This window comes from Lentzea albidocapillata (assembly GCF_000719115.1).
GTDB lineage: Bacteria > Actinomycetota > Actinomycetes > Mycobacteriales > Pseudonocardiaceae > Lentzea > Lentzea albidocapillata.
Genome location: NZ_JOEA01000010.1, coordinates 141,146 through 155,806, shown reverse-complemented (window position 1 = coordinate 155,806; position 14,661 = coordinate 141,146). Strand labels below are relative to the sequence as shown.

The window sequence follows — 14,661 nt, the reverse complement described above, 5'->3', positions numbered from 1 at the left end:
GCTAAGGCTTCACCCCAGCTCGAACACGGTTTCCGCGATAACGGGTTCGCCACCGTCCGCCGGAAGGACGCTGAGCTTGAGCCGGGCGTGTGCCGCGGAGACCAGTTTCGAGGTGTCGAGCCAGAACTCGTGCCTGCCGGGGACCCCGGGACCCTGCTCGTTGGTGGGCAGCGCGACGATCCGCTTGCCGTCCAGTTCGAGCTCGATGCCGCGGTGGCCGACGTCGTTCAGTTCGGCCGTGACGAGAACGCGTCCCTTGCCCGGCAACGGCTGCGGGGGCTTCGCGCCGTCCTCGTGCATGACGTGCAGCCGGGGACCGCCGGTCTTGATGCCGCCGGGCCGGTCCACGAGCCGGGGGAGCGCGCCGGGACGGCTCTCGGGCTTGCGGATGACCACGAGCCGCGCTTGTTCCTGGGCGGCGATCCTCCCGGCGTCGAGAGGCACGTCGGTGATCGTGACCTGGTCGTCCTGTCCGGCCTTGACGAGCTTCGCCGCGACGACGTCCCGCGGCACCTCGACGTCCTGGTCGAGCGGGACGACCTCGGTGGGCACGACGCGTTCCGGCACGCCCCCGACGCCGAACGTGTCCAGGAAGCCGCCGCCGTCGATGCGGATCCGCGGGTGCACCACCCGTTCCGTGATCGCGACGGGCTCGTAGGCGACCACGACGCCGTCCCGCAGCGCGACCACCGCGTCCGGCAGCACCCGCATCTCCCACCGGTGCCGCACGCCCGCGACGAGTCCGGTCATGGGCGCGTCGCCGAGGGTGACCTGCTTGCCGGTGCGGGGCAGTGCGGGGTCCGCGACGATCCGCGTGCCCTGCGTCGTGATGTCGAGGCTGACCGCGCCCCTGGGCTGCGCCTCGGTCTCCGGCAGGTACTGCCACGGGTCGGGCAGCAACGTCAGCCGCACGTGGCTCGACTCGACCGCGCCCGCGACGCTGATGATCGCCCGGCCGGTCGCGCCGTCGTTCGCCGGCATGCCGAAGCGGATGGGCGTGTTCGACTGGAAGGCCGCCATCGGGCAGTCGACATCGATGCGCCTGCCCGGCCCGAACGGCCGCAGGCCGAGGCAGTCCGGGTCCGCCTCGACCCGCCACTTGCGCGGGTCGAGCGCTTCCGGGCCGCCGAACTTGTCCGGCCGGCCGACGAGCTGGTCGTCCCACTTGCCGTTGTAGAGGTCCTTGGGCTTCGCGGCGATCTTGAGCGGCTCGCTGCGCTTGCCGATGGCGCTCACCGCCCGGATCTCGACCTGTGTCTCCTGCTCGGGATCGAGCCCGGGCAGTTCGACCTCGGGCGTGGGTACGAGCTGCTCGTTGCCGTTCCAGCGCACCTCGTAGGCGGACGCCGAGCCGTTCCACGCGATCTGCAGCGCGTCGGCGTCGAGCGCCTGGGCCCTCGGGTTCGCGGGCTTCATCGGCTCTTGGAGCGCGACGACCTCGACGCCGTCCGCGACTTCCTTCTTGAGGGTGCCCGGCGCGTCACCGCTGCGGAGCGCCACGACGGCGGCGACGACGAGGGCGAGACCACCGAGCCCGCCGGCGAGTGTCCGTCGATCCACCCGGCGACCCTACGAGGTTTCCGCTTGGGCGATGCTGCCGTTCAGACCAACCACACGTCCCCCACGAGACCCAAGGTTGCGCAGCGCGGCGAGTGCTCCGGGCTTGGTCAGGTCGATCGTGATCGGGGTGCGGTTCGGCTGGTCGACCAGCGCGTTCCGGCCCTCGTGACCAGCTTCGATCGTCTTGGCGAGGCCTCCGGTGGACGCCAGCGAACCCCTGGCCGCACCCAGCCTGCCCAGTGCGTCGTCGACCGCCATCAGCAGCGCGTCCCGGTTCCCCTCGCACATCGCCCGGACGAGCTCGGGACGGCTGCCCGCGACCCTCGTGCCGTCCCCGAAACTGCCGGCCGCGAGCGCCATGGCGAGCGGTCCGCCGTCGGCGCCGACCGACGCGAGGATCGCCGCCATGATGTGCGGCAGGTGGCTGATCCGTGCCACGGCCTCGTCGTGCTCCTCGGGCGTCGTCGGCACCACGTGCGCCTTCAGATCGAGCGCGAGCCGGATGACGTCGTTGAGGTGGTCGTCGGCCTCCTCGGGCGTGACGACCCAGGCGGCGTTGTCGAAGAGGCTCGCGCTGCCCGCGTCCCACCCGCTCCTGCTCGTGCCGGCCATCGGGTGTCCGCCGACGAAGCGCGCGTGTGGCGCGTACCGGTGCACGGCGTCGTGCACGGGCCCTTTGACACTCGTGACGTCCGTGAGTCTCGTGCCCTCCGGAACCTTGCGCAGCAGGTCGGGCAACGCCGGCAGCGGCACGGCGAGGACGACGAGCGCCTCGGCGCTCCGGCTGAGGGCCTCGTCCACGCTCACGATGTCGAAGCCCTCAGCGCGCGCCTTGTCCGCGTCCTCTTTGCCTGCCGTCGCACCCCACACCGTGCGTCCGGCAGCCTTGGCGGCTCGCAGCACGGAGCCGCCGATCAGTCCCAGTCCGATCACGCACACGTCTCGCACGGCGTCCATCATTCCGTGTGATGCGTACCTGCAACTACCGGAGGGCGTCCAGCGCGAACGCCGCGTACATCGCGACCCCGTGCTCCATGGCGGCCTCGTCGAACAGCACCCGGTTCGAGTGATTCGGCGCGGCCTGCTCCAGGTCGATCCCGCGAGGGCACGCCCCGAGGAACGCCAACGCCCCGGGAACGCGCTGCAGCACGTAGGAGAAGTCCTCCGCGCCCATCAGCGGGTCCTGCATCGGCTCACTCCACGAAGGACCCATCGCCGTCGCCGCCAGGTCCACCACGTGCTGCCCGACGGCGTCGTCGTTCACCGTCACCGGATACCCCGGCACGATGCTGACCTCGGCGTGGCACCCGTACGCGGCGGCCGTGTGCTTGACGGTCTGCTTGAGCTCCTTGTGGACCAGGGCCCGCGTCTCCTCCGACAACGTCCGGATCGTCCCGTCGAGCGTCGCGACCTCGGGGATGATGTTCGTCGTCGTACCGGCGTTGATCTGCGCGACCGTGACCACAGCGGGGTGGTGAACGCTCACCCGCCGCCCGAGCATCGTCTGGATCGCTCCGACCATCGCCGCCGCCGCGGGCACCGGGTCCAGCGCGTTGTGCGGCATCGCGCCATGCCCGCCGCGTCCCTTCACGTGCACGTGGAACGAGTCCGCGGACGCCATCATCGGCCCTGGCCGGCAGGTCACCACGCCCGACTTCATCGTCGAGGTGATGTGCAGCGCGAACGCCTTCTCCACGCCGTCGTCGAGCAGCCCCTCCTCGATCATGTGCCGGGCGCCGTGGTGGCCCTCCTCGCCCGGCTGGAACATGAACAGAACGCGGCCCTTGAGCGCATCACGCCGGTCGGCCAGCAGCCGTGCGGAGGCAGCGAGCATCGCCACGTGCGTGTCGTGACCGCAGGCGTGCATGTTGCCGTCCACTTCGGACGCGAACGGCAGCCCCGTCGCCTCCTGGAGCGGCAGGCCGTCCATGTCGCCGCGCAGCAGCACCGTCGGCCCCGGCCGGTCGCCATCGAGGACCGCCACGACCGAGGTCGACGACTCGCCCTTCGTGACCTTGACGGGCAACCCCTCCAGCGCGTGCAGGATCGCGGCCTGCGTCCTGGGGAGGTGAAGTCCCTGTTCAGGGTGCCGGTGGATCTGGCGACGCAGCGCCACCGTGCGGGGCTGCAGCGAGCGGGCCCCTTCGAGCAGTCCGGCGAGACGCGGGTCCGGCGTAGTTGTGCTCATCTCCCGATGGTGCCACCACCTCGGCTACCGGGAAGGTCGTCTGGGCCCTACGGTGTGCACATGACACAGCAGGAGCCGGTCAACGGCTTCGCGGTCGCGGTCGTCCGAGAGGACGGCCGCTGGCGGTGCAGCAGGATGGACAGCTCCGCGCTGTCGGAGCTGGACGCGGCTATCACGGAGCTGCGCCAACTGAGGTCGACAGGAGCCGTGTTCGGACTCCTCGCCGTCGACGACGAGTTCTTCATCATCCTGCGCCCCGTGCCGGGTGGCGTCGCGCTGCTCCTGTCCGACGCGGCCGCCGCCCTCGACTACGACATCGCGGCCGACGTCCTCGACCTCCTGCGCGTCGACCCACCGGACGAGGAGGACAACGAGCTCTGGCCGGAAGGCGACCTCGGCGTCCTGACCGACCTGGGCATGCCCGCGCACGAACTCCAGATCATCGTCGACGAGGTCGACCTCTACCCGGACGAGCAGCTCCAGATGATCGCCCAGCGCGTCGGCTTCATCGACGAGTTCACGAAGCTGCTCGACACCATCCAAGCGTGATCTCCTCAGAGGACATGGTCCGCGCCGCCCTCAACGCGGCCACGAACGCGGGCGCGGACGTCCCGATCGGCGCCGTCGTCTTCGCACCGGACGGCACCGTCCTGGCCGAAGCGTGCAACGCCCGAGAGACGCTGGGCGACCCGACCGCACACGCCGAGATCCTGGCGTTGCGTGCCGCTGCCGCGAAGTACGGCGACGGCTGGCGCCTCGACGGCTGCACCCTCGCGGTGACCTTGGAACCCTGCACGATGTGCGCCGGCGCGTTGGTGCTCGCACGCGTGTCGCGGCTTGTCTTCGGTGCCTGGGAGCCCAAGACCGGTGCCGTGGCCTCGTTGTGGGACGTCGTTCGCGACCGCCGGCTCAACCACCGGCCCGAGGTGGAAGGCGGCGTGCTGGAACAGGAATGCGCTGATCTGCTCGAACGCTTCTTCCGGACCCAGCGTTAAACCAGTCGCGCGGGCTGTGTATTGTTCTTATCGGTGGCGTGTCCGAGCGGCCGAAGGAGCACGCCTCGAAAGCGTGTGAGGTGAAAGCCTCCGTGGGTTCAAATCCCACCGCCACCGCTGCTCAGAGCCCCGGTTGCCGATCATGGCAACCGGGGCTCTGACGTTCGGTGGCATTCGTGGTGGCAGTTCCCCCTCTGAGCAGTGCGGCCAGCATGTCGGACCGCGATAGGCGCACGAGCCCACCTCCGCGAGCGACGCCGCGCCGTCGGTCAGCCACGGGATCAGCACGGACGCGTTCACCCTCATACGACGACAGGAGTTGCGCGCCGTTGCGCGAGAAGTCGATCTCCGGAAGTCTGTCGCGGAGCATCGAGTCGGCCCAGCGGTGCGCGTGGCCGACGTGGCGCAGCAGTTGGTTGAGTGTCCAGTCCGGGGTTGACGGGACCTGTATGCCCAGGTCAGCGTCGTTCAGGGAAGAGACCAGCAGTGCGGTCTGGTTGATGATCTCGGCGCAGCGGCGCTCGTAGCTCGGAATCCCACACGTCTGGATGTAGGGACGCCGGCCGGTGCCTGGGAGGGGCCCACTGGCCGGCGTTCCGAAATGGAGCATACACCATGATCGAACACTTGTTCGAGTGATATTTGATGGGCCAACCGGTTAACCGTTAGTAACAACGGCTACCAAAGCTCACTCGATCGGGGAAAGATGCGTCGATCCGCCGCATTCCCTGGAGGAAGTTTTGAGACCCACCCTGCCCGTCGTCGGGACAGCGGTGGCGGCACTCGTGCTCGCCGCCGTCCCCGCCGTCGCCGCACCCAGCACGGACGCGCTGATCTCCGAGGTCTACGGAGGCGGCGGCAACTCCGGCGCCACGCTGACGCAGGACTTCGTCGAGCTCGCCAACAAGGGCGCGAGCGCGGTCAGCCTGGACGGCTACAGCGTCCAGTACATCTCGGCCACCCCCGGCGCGAGCACGCAGTGGGGCGTCACCCCGCTGACCGGCTCGATCGCGCCGGGCAGGACGTTCCTCGTCGCCGAGGCCAAGGGCACCGGCGGCACCGTCGAGCTGCCGGCCCCGGACGCCACCGGCACGATCGCCATGAGCGCCACCAACGGCACCATCGCACTGGTCTCCGGCACCGCGGCGCTGACCTGCAAGACGGCCGCCGACTGCGCCGCGGACACGCGGATCAAGGACCTCGTCGGCTACGGCACGGCGGTCGTGCGCGAGGGCAGCGCGTCGGGCGCCCTGAGCAACACGACCTCGGCGTCCCGCGCCACCGCGCTCGGCGACACCGACGACAACTCCGCCGACTTCACCGTCGGCAACCCCACCCCGACCAACTCCAAGGGCGAGACCCCGGGCGGCGGCGACCCGGATCCCGATCCCGACCCGGACCCCACCCCCGGCGACAAGCGCGTCCACGACATCCAGGGCGTCACGCGCATCTCGCCGCTGAACGGCCAGAAGGTCACCAACGTCCCCGGCGTCGTCACCGGCACGCGCGCCACGGGTGACCGCGGCTTCTGGATCCAGGACGTGACCGATCCCGACGCCGACCCGCGCACCAGCGAGGGTGTCTTCGTCTACACCGCGGGCACCGCGCCGACCGTCGCGGTCGGCGACAGCGTGCTGGTCAGCGGCACGATCGCGGAGTACCGGCCGGGCGGTGAGACGGGGTCCAACCAGACCCTCACCGAGATCACCGCGCCGACCACGATCACGGTCTCCAAGGGCAACCCCGTGCCGGCGCCGGTCGTCGTGAAGAACGTCCCGGCCGGCTACCTGCCCGCGCCGGGCGGCAGCATCGAGCAGCTCCCGCTGGAGCCCGCGAAGTACGGCCTCGACTACTTCGAGTCGCTCGAAGGCACGCTGGTCCAGGTCGACGACGCCCGCGTCGTGGGCCCGAGCAACAGGTTCGGCGAGGTCTGGGTGACGGTCAACCCCGACCAGAACCGCAACCAGCGCGGCGGCACCACCTACCCGAGCTACGACCAGCAGAACAGCGGCCGACTGAAGATCAAGACCGCCGGCCCGCTGCCCGCCGCCAACGTCGGTGACGTCTTCGCCGGCGCGACCGTGGGTGCCATCGAGTACACGAACTTCGGCGGCTACACGCTGGCGGCGCTCGCGCTCGGCGCGCACACGTCGGCCAACCTGCAGCGCGAGATCACCGCGCAGCAGAAGGAGTCCGAGCTCTCGGTCGCGACCTACAACGTCGAGAACCTCGACCCGTCCGACCCGCAGGACAAGTTCGACCGGCTCGCCGAGGGCGTCACGACGAACCTGCGCAGCCCGGACGTCGTCGTGCTGGAGGAGATCCAGGACAACAACGGCGCGACCAACGACGGTGTCGTCGCGGCGGACCAGACGCTGCAGAAGCTCTCCGACGCGATCGTCGCCAAGGGCGGCCCGCGCTACCAGTGGCGCCAGATCGACCCGGAGAACCTCAAGGACGGCGGACAGCCCGGCGGCAACATCCGCGTCGGCTTCTTCTTCAACCCGCAGCGGGTGTCCTTCGTGGACCGTCCTGGCGGCGACTTCAAGACGCCGGTCCAGGTCGTGAAGAAGAACGGCCGTGCGGCGCTTTCCGTGTCACCGGGCCGGATCGACCCGCTGAACGACGCGTGGGAGGACAGCCGCAAGCCGCTCGCCGGCGAGTTCAAGTTCCGCGGCCGCACGGTCTTCGTCGTCGCGAACCACTTCGCCTCCAAGGGTGGCGACGAGGCCATCCACGGCCGCAACCAGCCGCCGAACCGCACGTCCGAGGTGCAGCGCATGAAGCAGTCGGCATCGCTCAAGGCGTTCACGGAACAGCTCCGCGCGGTCGACAAGGGCGCCAACGTCGTCCTCGCCGGTGACCTGAACGACTACCAGTTCTCACCCGCGCTCAAGACGCTGACCGGTGACGGCAACCTCAAGGCGCTGATCGAGTCGCTGCCCGCGAACGAGCGGTACAGCTACGTCTTCGAGGGCAACTCGCAGACGCTCGACCACCTCGTGATGAGCAGGAACATCACGCGCTTCAGCTACGACGTCGTCCACATCAACGCCGAGTTCGCCGATCAGGCGAGCGACCACGATCCGCAGATCGTCCGTGCCCGCCCGTCCACGGGTGACGCGAACGTCGACCGGATCGTGTTCGCGCTCGAGGACCTCATCGACCGCCTGAAGAAGTAACCGCTCCGCCGCTGCCGCCGCCGTGTCATCCAGCCTGGGACGCGGCGGCGGCAGCGGCCGTTGCGGCGACCACACCGGCCTGGATCGCCTCGACGGCCCTGCGCACGGCGTCACCCGCCCAGTTGCCGGCCGCGATCTCCTTGGCCCGCTTGGTCATGTCGCGTTTGTCGCCGTCGAACACCTTGTGCACGGCCTTGACCGCGTGCAGCAACGTGATCAGCGACCCGGTGCGCGCATCCGCTCCCCGGTACCCGAACGCGACCTCGCCGACCGCCTTGCGGACACCGCCGGCCACGGTCTCGTCGGTGATCACGTAACTCTTCGCCGGGAAGATCCCGAGCACCTTCCTCGGCTCCACCCGCACGACGCCACGGCCTTCGAGCTGCGCGGCCACGTTGTCGCGCACCTTCTTGCGCAGACGTTCCACCGCCCGTTGCGGCTTCATCGGCTTGTCGAACCGTGCCACCGACTCCTGCAGCAACGGGTCCTTCAACGGCGTCGGATCGACGACCTGGAGCTTCTTGCCGTTGGGATCGAACGCGACGCGCCCCGAGTTCACGAGCTCGATCAGCACGGCGCCCGCGAGCGCGTTCTCCACCGACGAGGAGTCGGTGCGCAGCTTGCCGTTCTGCTCATTGATGAACAACAGCATCAGGTCTTCAGGCAGCATGCCCTCACAATGCACCAAGGGCGCCGAACGTTGAACGTTCGGCGCCCTTGTCAGCGAGCGGAGGATACGGGATTTGAACCCGTGAGGGGGTGAACCCAACACGATTTCCAGTCGTGCGCACTAGGCCGCTATGCGAATCCTCCGTGGAGAACCTTACCGGACGGGTGTTCCGGGGCCCAAAACGGGGGTCGCCGGAAAAAGTTCCGAAGCCCGTGTCGATCTGGCGGCAGCCCGCTCGTCGTGATCCCGTAAGACCGGACCGAGGAGGGCAATCGTGAAGTACATGCTGTTGATCTACGCGGCCTCTGACCAGCAGGCCAGCTGCACGGTCGAGGACTGGATCGCCTACGAGAAGGAGATGAAGGACGCGGGCGTCCTGGTCTCCGGGCACTCGCTGGCCGACCTGGTCACCGCGACCACCGTCCAGGTCGGACAGGACGGCAAACGCACCGTCACCGACGGGCCGTTCGCCGAGACCCGGGAGGTGCTGGGCGGCTACGACATCATCGACGTGCCCGACCTCGACGCGGCGCTGGAGTGGGCGGCGAAGTGTCCCGGATCGCGCGATGGCGGGGCGGTCGTCGTGCGGCCGATCGCCGAGTTCGACTTCTGAGCACATGAACGTCGAGCAGGTGTTCCGGGAGGAGCGCGGCAGGCTGCTCGCGACGCTGGTCAAGCGCTTCGGCGACCTCGACCTGGCCGAGGAGGTCACCTCCGACGCCATCGAGGCGGCGCTGAAGCACTGGCCGGTGGACGGGGTGCCGGACCGGCCCGGCGCGTGGTTGCTCACGACCGCGCGCCGCAAGGCCGTCGACCGGTTGCGCCGCGATCAGGTCTACGCGGCCCGGCTGGCGTTGTTGCAGGTGGAGGTCGACCGCGCGGATCCGCGGACCGGGGACGGCCTGCCGGACGAGCGGCTGGAGTTGTTCTTCACCTGCGCGCACCCGGCGCTGGCCGAGGAGGATCGCGGCGCGCTGACGTTGCGCTGCCTGGCCGGCTTCACGACACCCGAGGTCGCGCGGGCCTACCTGGTGCCGGTCACGACCATGCAGCAGCGGATCGTGCGCGCGAAGAAGAAGATCAAGGAAGCGCGCATCCCGTTCCGCGTGCCGGACCCGCACGAACTCCCGGAACGCCTGCCCGGCGTGCTGCAGGCCGTCTACTCGATCTTCACCGAGGGCTACGCGGCCCAGCGCGGCGAACTGGCCGGCGAGGCCATCCGGCTGGCGCGGATCCTGCAGGGCCTGCTGCCCGACCGCGAGGTCACCGGGCTGCTGGCGTTGATGCTGCTGATCCACGCCCGCCGCGACGCCCGCGCCGAGCTGCTGGAGGACCAGGATCGCGCACTCTGGGACCGCGACATGATCAACGAGGGCAGCGCGCTGGCCGAACGGGCGCTGACGGGCGGGCACGGTCCGTACGGCGTGCAGGCGGCGATCAACGCGCTGCACGACGAGGCGCCGGACTTCGACAGCACCGACTGGCCGCAGATCGTGGCGCTCTACGACGTGCTGACCAAGCTCACGCCGTCGCCCGTCGTCGCCCTCAACAGGGCCGCCGCGATCGCCATGCGCGACGGCGCCGAAACCGGCCTCGCGTTGCTCGACGCGCTGGCAGGTGTTCCCAGGCTGCGCGACTACCACCCGTACCGGGCGGCCCGCGCGGACCTGCTGCACCGGCTGGGCCGCGACGCCGAGGCGGCCCAGGCCTACCGCGAGGCCATCGCGCTCGCGGGCACCGAATCCGAACAGGACTTCCTGCGCCGCAGGCTGACCGCCATCGAGGGGCGACCATGATCATGAAGTGGCTGGAGGCCGAACGCCTGGGCGTCGCCGACCTCCTCGAAGACCTCACCGACGACGAGTGGCAGCGCGACACCCTCTGCGCCGGCTGGACCATGCAGACGATGGCCGCCCACCTGAGCACGTCCACCCGCACGGGCTGGCGCGACGTACTCACCGGCATCGTCAAGGCGCGCTTCGACTGGGAGCGCATGGGGGACGAGCAAGCCCGCGCGATCGCCGCACGGTTCACCCGGTCGGAGTTGATCGCGCAGATCCGCGACACCGCCGCCTCGCCGAAGCGCGCGCCGATGGCCGCCCCGATCGACCCGCTGGTCGACTTCCTCGTCCACGGCCAGGACATCGCCCGCCCGCTGGGCCGCGTCCGCGAGATGCCGCTCGAACCGGCCCAGGCGGCCCTCGACCATGTGTTGAAGAGCCCATTCTGGGGTGCTCGCAAGCGTTTCCGGGAGTCCGGAATCCCCGACCTTCCTGCCCCTGACCTGCTGATGATCGCCACCGGCCGGAAGTTGTCCACACCTGGGGACAACACTGTGGGCAACTCGAACACACGTTCGATCTAAGGGGTTCGCTACACTTGCATCGGACCTCGTGCGGCACACATCTCGCGAACCTCCCCAGGGCCGGAAGGCAGCAAGGATAAGCGGGCTCTGGTGGGTGCACGGGGTCCCCTTTTTGTGTCGGGGTCCACCGGTACTGTCTGCGGCGTGGCGCTCGCTCTGTATCGCAAGTACCGTCCGGCCACGTTCTCCGAGGTCGTTGGCCAGGAGCACGTGACCGACCCGCTGCGCGTCGCCCTGTCGGCAGGCCGGGTGAACCACGCCTACCTGTTCTCGGGCCCACGCGGCTGCGGCAAGACGTCCTCAGCCCGAATCCTGGCCCGCTCGCTCAACTGCGTGCAGGGCCCGACGCCCGATCCGTGCGGCGAGTGCAACAGCTGCATCGGCCTCGCCCCGAACGGCACCGGCAGCGTCGACGTCGTCGAACTCGACGCGGCCTCGCACGGCGGTGTCGAAGACGCCCGCGACCTGCGTGACAAGGCCTTCTACGCACCGGCCGAGTCCAAGTACCGCGTCTTCATCATCGACGAGGCGCACATGGTCACCACGCAGGGCTTCAACGCCCTGCTGAAGATCGTGGAAGAGCCGCCGGACCACCTGATCTTCATCTTCGCCACGACCGAGCCGGACAAGGTCCTCCCGACCATCCGCTCGCGCACGCACCACTACCCGTTCCGCCTGATCCCGCCCGGCGTCATGCGCTCCCTGCTGGAACGCAACTGCGCCGCCGAGGGCGTGGCGGTGGAACCGTCCGTCTTCCCGCTGGTGATCCGCGCGGGCGGCGGCTCGGCCCGCGACACCCAGTCCGTCATGGACCAGCTCCTCTCCGGCGCGGGCCCGGACGGCGTGAAGTACGAGCGAGCCCTCTCGCTCCTGGGCGTCACCGACTCGGCCCTGATCAACGACGTGGTCGACGGCCTCTCCGCAGGCGACGGCGCCGCGGTCTACGGCACCATCGACCGCCTGGTGGACGCCGGCCACGACCCCCGCCGCTTCGCCTCCGACCTGCTGGACCGCCTCCGCGACCTGGTCCTGCTCTGCGCGGTCCCGGACGCCGCGGAGCGCAACCTGGTCAGCGCCCCGGACGAAGAAGTGGCCACCATGTCGGCCCAGGCAGAACGAATCGGCCCGGCAGCCCTCACCCGCTACGCCGAGATCGTCCACCAGGGCCTAGTCGACATGCGGGGAGCCACCGCCCCCCGCCTGCTGCTGGAACTCCTGGTCTCCCGAATGCTCCTGCCGTCGGTGAGCCAGTCGGAAGCAGCCCTGCTCCAACGCCTCGAACAGCTGGAACGCCGCCCACCAGCCGCCATCGCGGCCTCGGGCGAGCCCGCCGCTGCCGCAGGCACCCCGGTCTTCACCCGCAGGTCCCAGCAGCCGGCGGACCAGCCCCCAGCGCAACCAGAACCCCAGCGCGCAGCCCCGGCCCCGGCCCCGGCCGCGACCAAGCCCGTCCCTGCCGCCACTCCGGCGCCGGTGGCAGCGCCCACTCCGGTTCCCGCGCAGCCCGCGACCCCACCCCCGGCAGCCGCACCAGTCGCATCCGCCGCACCCGCGCAGCCCGCAGCCGCCGCTCCCGCCCCTGCTGCCACCGCTCCCGCCCCTACCGCCGCTGCTTCCGGCGCCATGGACGCGACAGCGGTCCGCCGAATCTGGTCCGACCTGCTCGCCGCGGTCCGCGCGACCAGCCGAAGCACCGAGGCGATGCTGACCAACGCCGTGGTCAGCGAGGTGGACGGCAACGTAGTCACGATCACCCACACCTCAGCCCCGCTGGCCCGCCGCCTGGCCGAATCCCGCAACACCGAGGCCATCGCCACGGCCCTGGCCTCGGTACTGGGCGGCACCTGGCAGGTCCGCTGCACCCACGGCACCCCAGGCGCCACCCCGCAGCAGGCAACCCAGGCAAAGGCGGCCCGCCCGGCCCCCACCCGCCCAAGCCAGGCACAAAACCAACAGGCAAGCCCCCAGCCACAACCACAACAGGCGGCCCCGCGCCCACCGGTCGACGACGTCCCACCCCCGCCGGAGCCCCCGGAGCCGGATGACCCGCTCCCGCCGGAACCGGACGACGAAGAAGCAATGCTGGCCGAGGCCGCCCGCCCGGTAGATCCAGGCGCGGTGAACGAGGTCCAGGCCAAGGACCCGGAGTCGGTCATGCTCCAACTCCTGGCAGACGAACTGGGCGCCCGCCCCCTGAAAAGGGCCTAGCCGCAGCGCAGCAAGGCAGGCGAACGCTCCAACGCATGCTCACGCAGGGGTCCCTCCGAACTTGGACCCCCCGCGACCCAACATAGCGACGGGGTCTGACACTCCCGCGAAGTCGAAGACGAGCAGTCCAAGTGCGCGCTCATGGGCACACATCCCATCCGCGATGCCGTAGGCGAGCAGTCCTTACCGTGCGGTCTGGGTGGGGTGGCTTCGTCACGAGTCGTGCCATAGCTCTTGCTGCATGGGTGAAGGGGTGTCAACTCGACACGCTTTTCGTCGAGTTGACACCCCTTCACCCATGTGGCCCGCTCTTGGCTCGACTCGTGACGAAGCCACCCCACCAACGCAACCATCTACGCAACGCGCCTCCGCCCAACGCAACAGGCGTGCCATCAACCCGCGTACGGCGTGGACCCCGGCTTTGGATCAGATTGGCGGGGTCTGGGGCGGAGCCCCAGGAATGGGGGACGGCCTACGCAACCCAACGCGCCACCCCCCGTACGCTGGACCAGAACAACCCCATCCGAGAGGACCAGCGGTGCAACCCGGTCAGTTCGACATGCAGGCCCTTCTCCAGCAGGCCCAGAACATGCAGCAGCAGATGGCGGACGCCCAGCAGCAGCTGGCCGAAACGCAGGTCACCGGCAACGCGGGCAACGGCCTGGTCACCGCGACGGTCACCGGCGGCGGCGAGCTCATCAACCTCGCCATCGACCCGAAGATCGTGGACCCGGAGGACGTCGACACCCTCCAGGACCTGGTGATCGCCGCGATCAAGGACGCCAACGCCAAGGCGCAGGAGCTGGTGGAGCAGAAGCTCGGCCCGCTCGCCCAGGGCGGCCTCGGCGGATTGCTCGGCTAATCACATGTACGAAGGCCCGGTACAGGACCTGATCGACGAACTGGGCAGGCTCCCGGGCGTTGGTCCGAAGAGCGCCCAGCGCATCGCCTTCCACCTGCTGGCAACGGAACCCGCTGACATCGAGCGGCTCCAGCAGGCACTGCAGAAGGTGAAGGAAGGCGTCGTCTTCTGCGATGTCTGCGGCAACGTGAGTGCGGAGACCAGGTGCCGCATCTGCCGCGATCCCAAGCGTGACCTGAGTCTGGTCTGCGTGGTCGAGGAGCCCAAGGACGTCCAGGCGATCGAGCGCACCAGGGAGTTCAGGGGCCGGTACCACGTCCTGGGTGGCGCGCTTGATCCGCTGAGCGGCGTCGGCCCGGACCAGCTGCGGATCAGGCAGCTGCTCAACCGCATCGGCACGGCCGTCGACGGTGTCGACATCTCCGAGGTCATCATCGCCACGGACCCGAACACCGAGGGCGAGGCCACGGCCACCTATCTCGTCCGGATGCTCAGGGACTTCCCAGGTCTGTCCGTCACGCGGCTCGCCAGCGGGCTGCCGATGGGCGGCGACCTGGAGTTCGCGGACGAGCTGACGCTGGGACGTGCGCTATCTGGTCGCCGGAGCATGTAGCGGGAACTCCACCGCGGC

Annotated in this window: 14 protein-coding genes, 2 tRNA genes and 1 other RNA gene; 11 read left to right on the top strand and 6 right to left on the bottom strand. The window is 69.8% G+C overall.

What is annotated here, in order from left to right; genetic code table 11:
* Positions 1–9: 9 nt before the first annotated feature.
* From IG04_RS0117110 to IG04_RS0117100, 3 genes are read right to left on the bottom strand one after another with little or no spacing between them, the layout of a single operon-like run.
* Positions 10–1,560 (bottom strand): fibronectin type III domain-containing protein, encoded by a 1,551-nt coding sequence (locus tag IG04_RS0117110; RefSeq protein ID WP_030477655.1) that lies wholly within the window; start codon positions 1,558–1,560, stop codon positions 10–12.
* Positions 1,561–1,569: 9 nt separating this feature from the next.
* On the bottom strand, positions 1,570–2,517 hold the full coding sequence (locus IG04_RS0117105) for a prephenate dehydrogenase (RefSeq protein WP_030477654.1): 948 nt from the start codon (positions 2,515–2,517) through the stop codon (positions 1,570–1,572).
* A gap of 25 nt (positions 2,518–2,542) precedes the next feature.
* Positions 2,543–3,748 carry a M20 metallopeptidase family protein gene (locus tag IG04_RS0117100; protein ID WP_030477653.1) on the bottom strand — a complete coding sequence of 402 codons (1,206 nt, stop codon included), beginning with the start codon at positions 3,746–3,748 and terminating at the stop codon, positions 2,543–2,545.
* Positions 3,749–3,808: 60 nt separating this feature from the next.
* Between IG04_RS0117100 and IG04_RS0117095 the strand changes: the two genes are divergently transcribed.
* The 3 genes from IG04_RS0117095 (at position 3,809) to IG04_RS0117085 (ending at position 4,860) form a co-directional block, all read left to right on the top strand.
* A complete protein-coding gene (locus tag IG04_RS0117095) occupies positions 3,809–4,297 on the top strand; it encodes a tRNA adenosine deaminase-associated protein (protein WP_030477652.1) in 489 nt (162 codons plus the stop codon).
* Between the two features lie 14 nt (positions 4,298–4,311).
* Positions 4,312–4,743, top strand: coding sequence for a nucleoside deaminase (locus tag IG04_RS0117090; protein WP_030477651.1), 432 nt, complete (start codon positions 4,312–4,314; stop codon positions 4,741–4,743).
* 32 nt (positions 4,744–4,775) lie between these two features.
* Positions 4,776–4,860 (top strand) — tRNA-Ser (locus IG04_RS0117085).
* 4 nt (positions 4,861–4,864) lie between these two features.
* On the opposite strand, the gene IG04_RS48965 is transcribed toward IG04_RS0117085, so the two are convergent.
* Complete coding sequence (locus tag IG04_RS48965) at positions 4,865–5,353, bottom strand: maleylpyruvate isomerase N-terminal domain-containing protein (RefSeq protein ID WP_030477650.1); 489 nt, start codon at positions 5,351–5,353, stop codon at positions 4,865–4,867.
* Between the two features lie 130 nt (positions 5,354–5,483).
* Between IG04_RS48965 and IG04_RS0117075 the strand changes: the two genes are divergently transcribed.
* The gene (locus IG04_RS0117075; RefSeq protein WP_245816619.1) at positions 5,484–7,925 is read left to right on the top strand and encodes an endonuclease/exonuclease/phosphatase family protein; all 2,442 of its coding nucleotides are present in this window, start codon (positions 5,484–5,486) and stop codon (positions 7,923–7,925) included.
* A 25-nt stretch (positions 7,926–7,950) separates the two neighbouring features.
* Here IG04_RS0117075 and IG04_RS0117070 read toward each other — a convergent pair whose 3' ends face one another.
* Positions 7,951–8,595 (bottom strand): GOLPH3/VPS74 family protein, encoded by a 645-nt coding sequence (locus tag IG04_RS0117070; protein WP_036014923.1) that lies wholly within the window; start codon positions 8,593–8,595, stop codon positions 7,951–7,953.
* Positions 8,596–8,653: 58 nt separating this feature from the next.
* Positions 8,654–8,738, bottom strand: a tRNA-Ser gene (locus IG04_RS0117065).
* A 131-nt stretch (positions 8,739–8,869) separates the two neighbouring features.
* Here IG04_RS0117065 and IG04_RS0117060 point away from each other — a divergent pair.
* The 7 genes from IG04_RS0117060 to recR all read left to right on the top strand — a co-directional run bounded on the left by IG04_RS0117060 (position 8,870) and on the right by recR (position 14,643).
* Positions 8,870–9,208: a YciI family protein gene (locus IG04_RS0117060; protein ID WP_030477647.1), complete on the top strand. Its 339-nt coding sequence runs from the start codon at positions 8,870–8,872 to the stop codon at positions 9,206–9,208.
* Complete coding sequence (locus IG04_RS0117055) at positions 9,162–10,391, top strand: RNA polymerase sigma factor (protein ID WP_084402021.1); 1,230 nt, start codon at positions 9,162–9,164, stop codon at positions 10,389–10,391. The genes IG04_RS0117060 and IG04_RS0117055 overlap by 47 nt, the downstream gene beginning before the upstream one ends.
* Positions 10,388–10,960, top strand: coding sequence for a maleylpyruvate isomerase family mycothiol-dependent enzyme (locus tag IG04_RS0117050; protein WP_030477645.1), 573 nt, complete (start codon positions 10,388–10,390; stop codon positions 10,958–10,960). The genes IG04_RS0117055 and IG04_RS0117050 overlap by 4 nt, the downstream gene beginning before the upstream one ends.
* Before the next feature lie 17 nt (positions 10,961–10,977).
* Positions 10,978–11,074: signal recognition particle sRNA small type (gene ffs, locus IG04_RS44740), an RNA gene on the top strand.
* Positions 11,075–11,104: 30 nt separating this feature from the next.
* The gene (locus IG04_RS0117045; RefSeq protein WP_030477644.1) at positions 11,105–13,168 is read left to right on the top strand and encodes a DNA polymerase III subunit gamma and tau; all 2,064 of its coding nucleotides are present in this window, start codon (positions 11,105–11,107) and stop codon (positions 13,166–13,168) included.
* A 559-nt stretch (positions 13,169–13,727) separates the two neighbouring features.
* Positions 13,728–14,030: a YbaB/EbfC family nucleoid-associated protein gene (locus IG04_RS0117040; protein ID WP_176929737.1), complete on the top strand. Its 303-nt coding sequence runs from the start codon at positions 13,728–13,730 to the stop codon at positions 14,028–14,030.
* Between the two features lie 4 nt (positions 14,031–14,034).
* Positions 14,035–14,643: a recombination mediator RecR gene (gene recR, locus IG04_RS0117035; RefSeq protein WP_030477642.1), complete on the top strand. Its 609-nt coding sequence runs from the start codon at positions 14,035–14,037 to the stop codon at positions 14,641–14,643.
* Positions 14,644–14,661 lie beyond the last annotated feature (18 nt).

Excerpts from the sequence above, each read along its gene's own strand:
- IG04_RS0117105 (WP_030477654.1), bottom strand. The coding sequence starts at position 2,517 with ATGGACGCCGTGCGAGACGTGTGCGTGATCGGACTGGGACTGATCGGC.
- IG04_RS0117100 (WP_030477653.1), bottom strand. The coding sequence starts at position 3,748 with ATGAGCACAACTACGCCGGACCCGCGTCTCGCCGGACTGCTCGAAGGG.
- IG04_RS0117095 (WP_030477652.1), top strand. The coding sequence starts at position 3,809 with ATGACACAGCAGGAGCCGGTCAACGGCTTCGCGGTCGCGGTCGTCCGA.
- IG04_RS0117090 (WP_030477651.1), top strand. The coding sequence starts at position 4,312 with ATGGTCCGCGCCGCCCTCAACGCGGCCACGAACGCGGGCGCGGACGTC.
- IG04_RS48965 (WP_030477650.1), bottom strand. The coding sequence starts at position 5,353 with ATGCTCCATTTCGGAACGCCGGCCAGTGGGCCCCTCCCAGGCACCGGC.
- IG04_RS0117070 (WP_036014923.1), bottom strand. The coding sequence starts at position 8,595 with ATGCTGCCTGAAGACCTGATGCTGTTGTTCATCAATGAGCAGAACGGC.
- IG04_RS0117055 (WP_084402021.1), top strand. The coding sequence starts at position 9,162 with ATGGCGGGGCGGTCGTCGTGCGGCCGATCGCCGAGTTCGACTTCTGAG.
- IG04_RS0117050 (WP_030477645.1), top strand. The coding sequence starts at position 10,388 with ATGATCATGAAGTGGCTGGAGGCCGAACGCCTGGGCGTCGCCGACCTC.
- IG04_RS0117040 (WP_176929737.1), top strand. The coding sequence starts at position 13,728 with ATGCAGGCCCTTCTCCAGCAGGCCCAGAACATGCAGCAGCAGATGGCG.
- recR (WP_030477642.1), top strand. The coding sequence starts at position 14,035 with ATGTACGAAGGCCCGGTACAGGACCTGATCGACGAACTGGGCAGGCTC.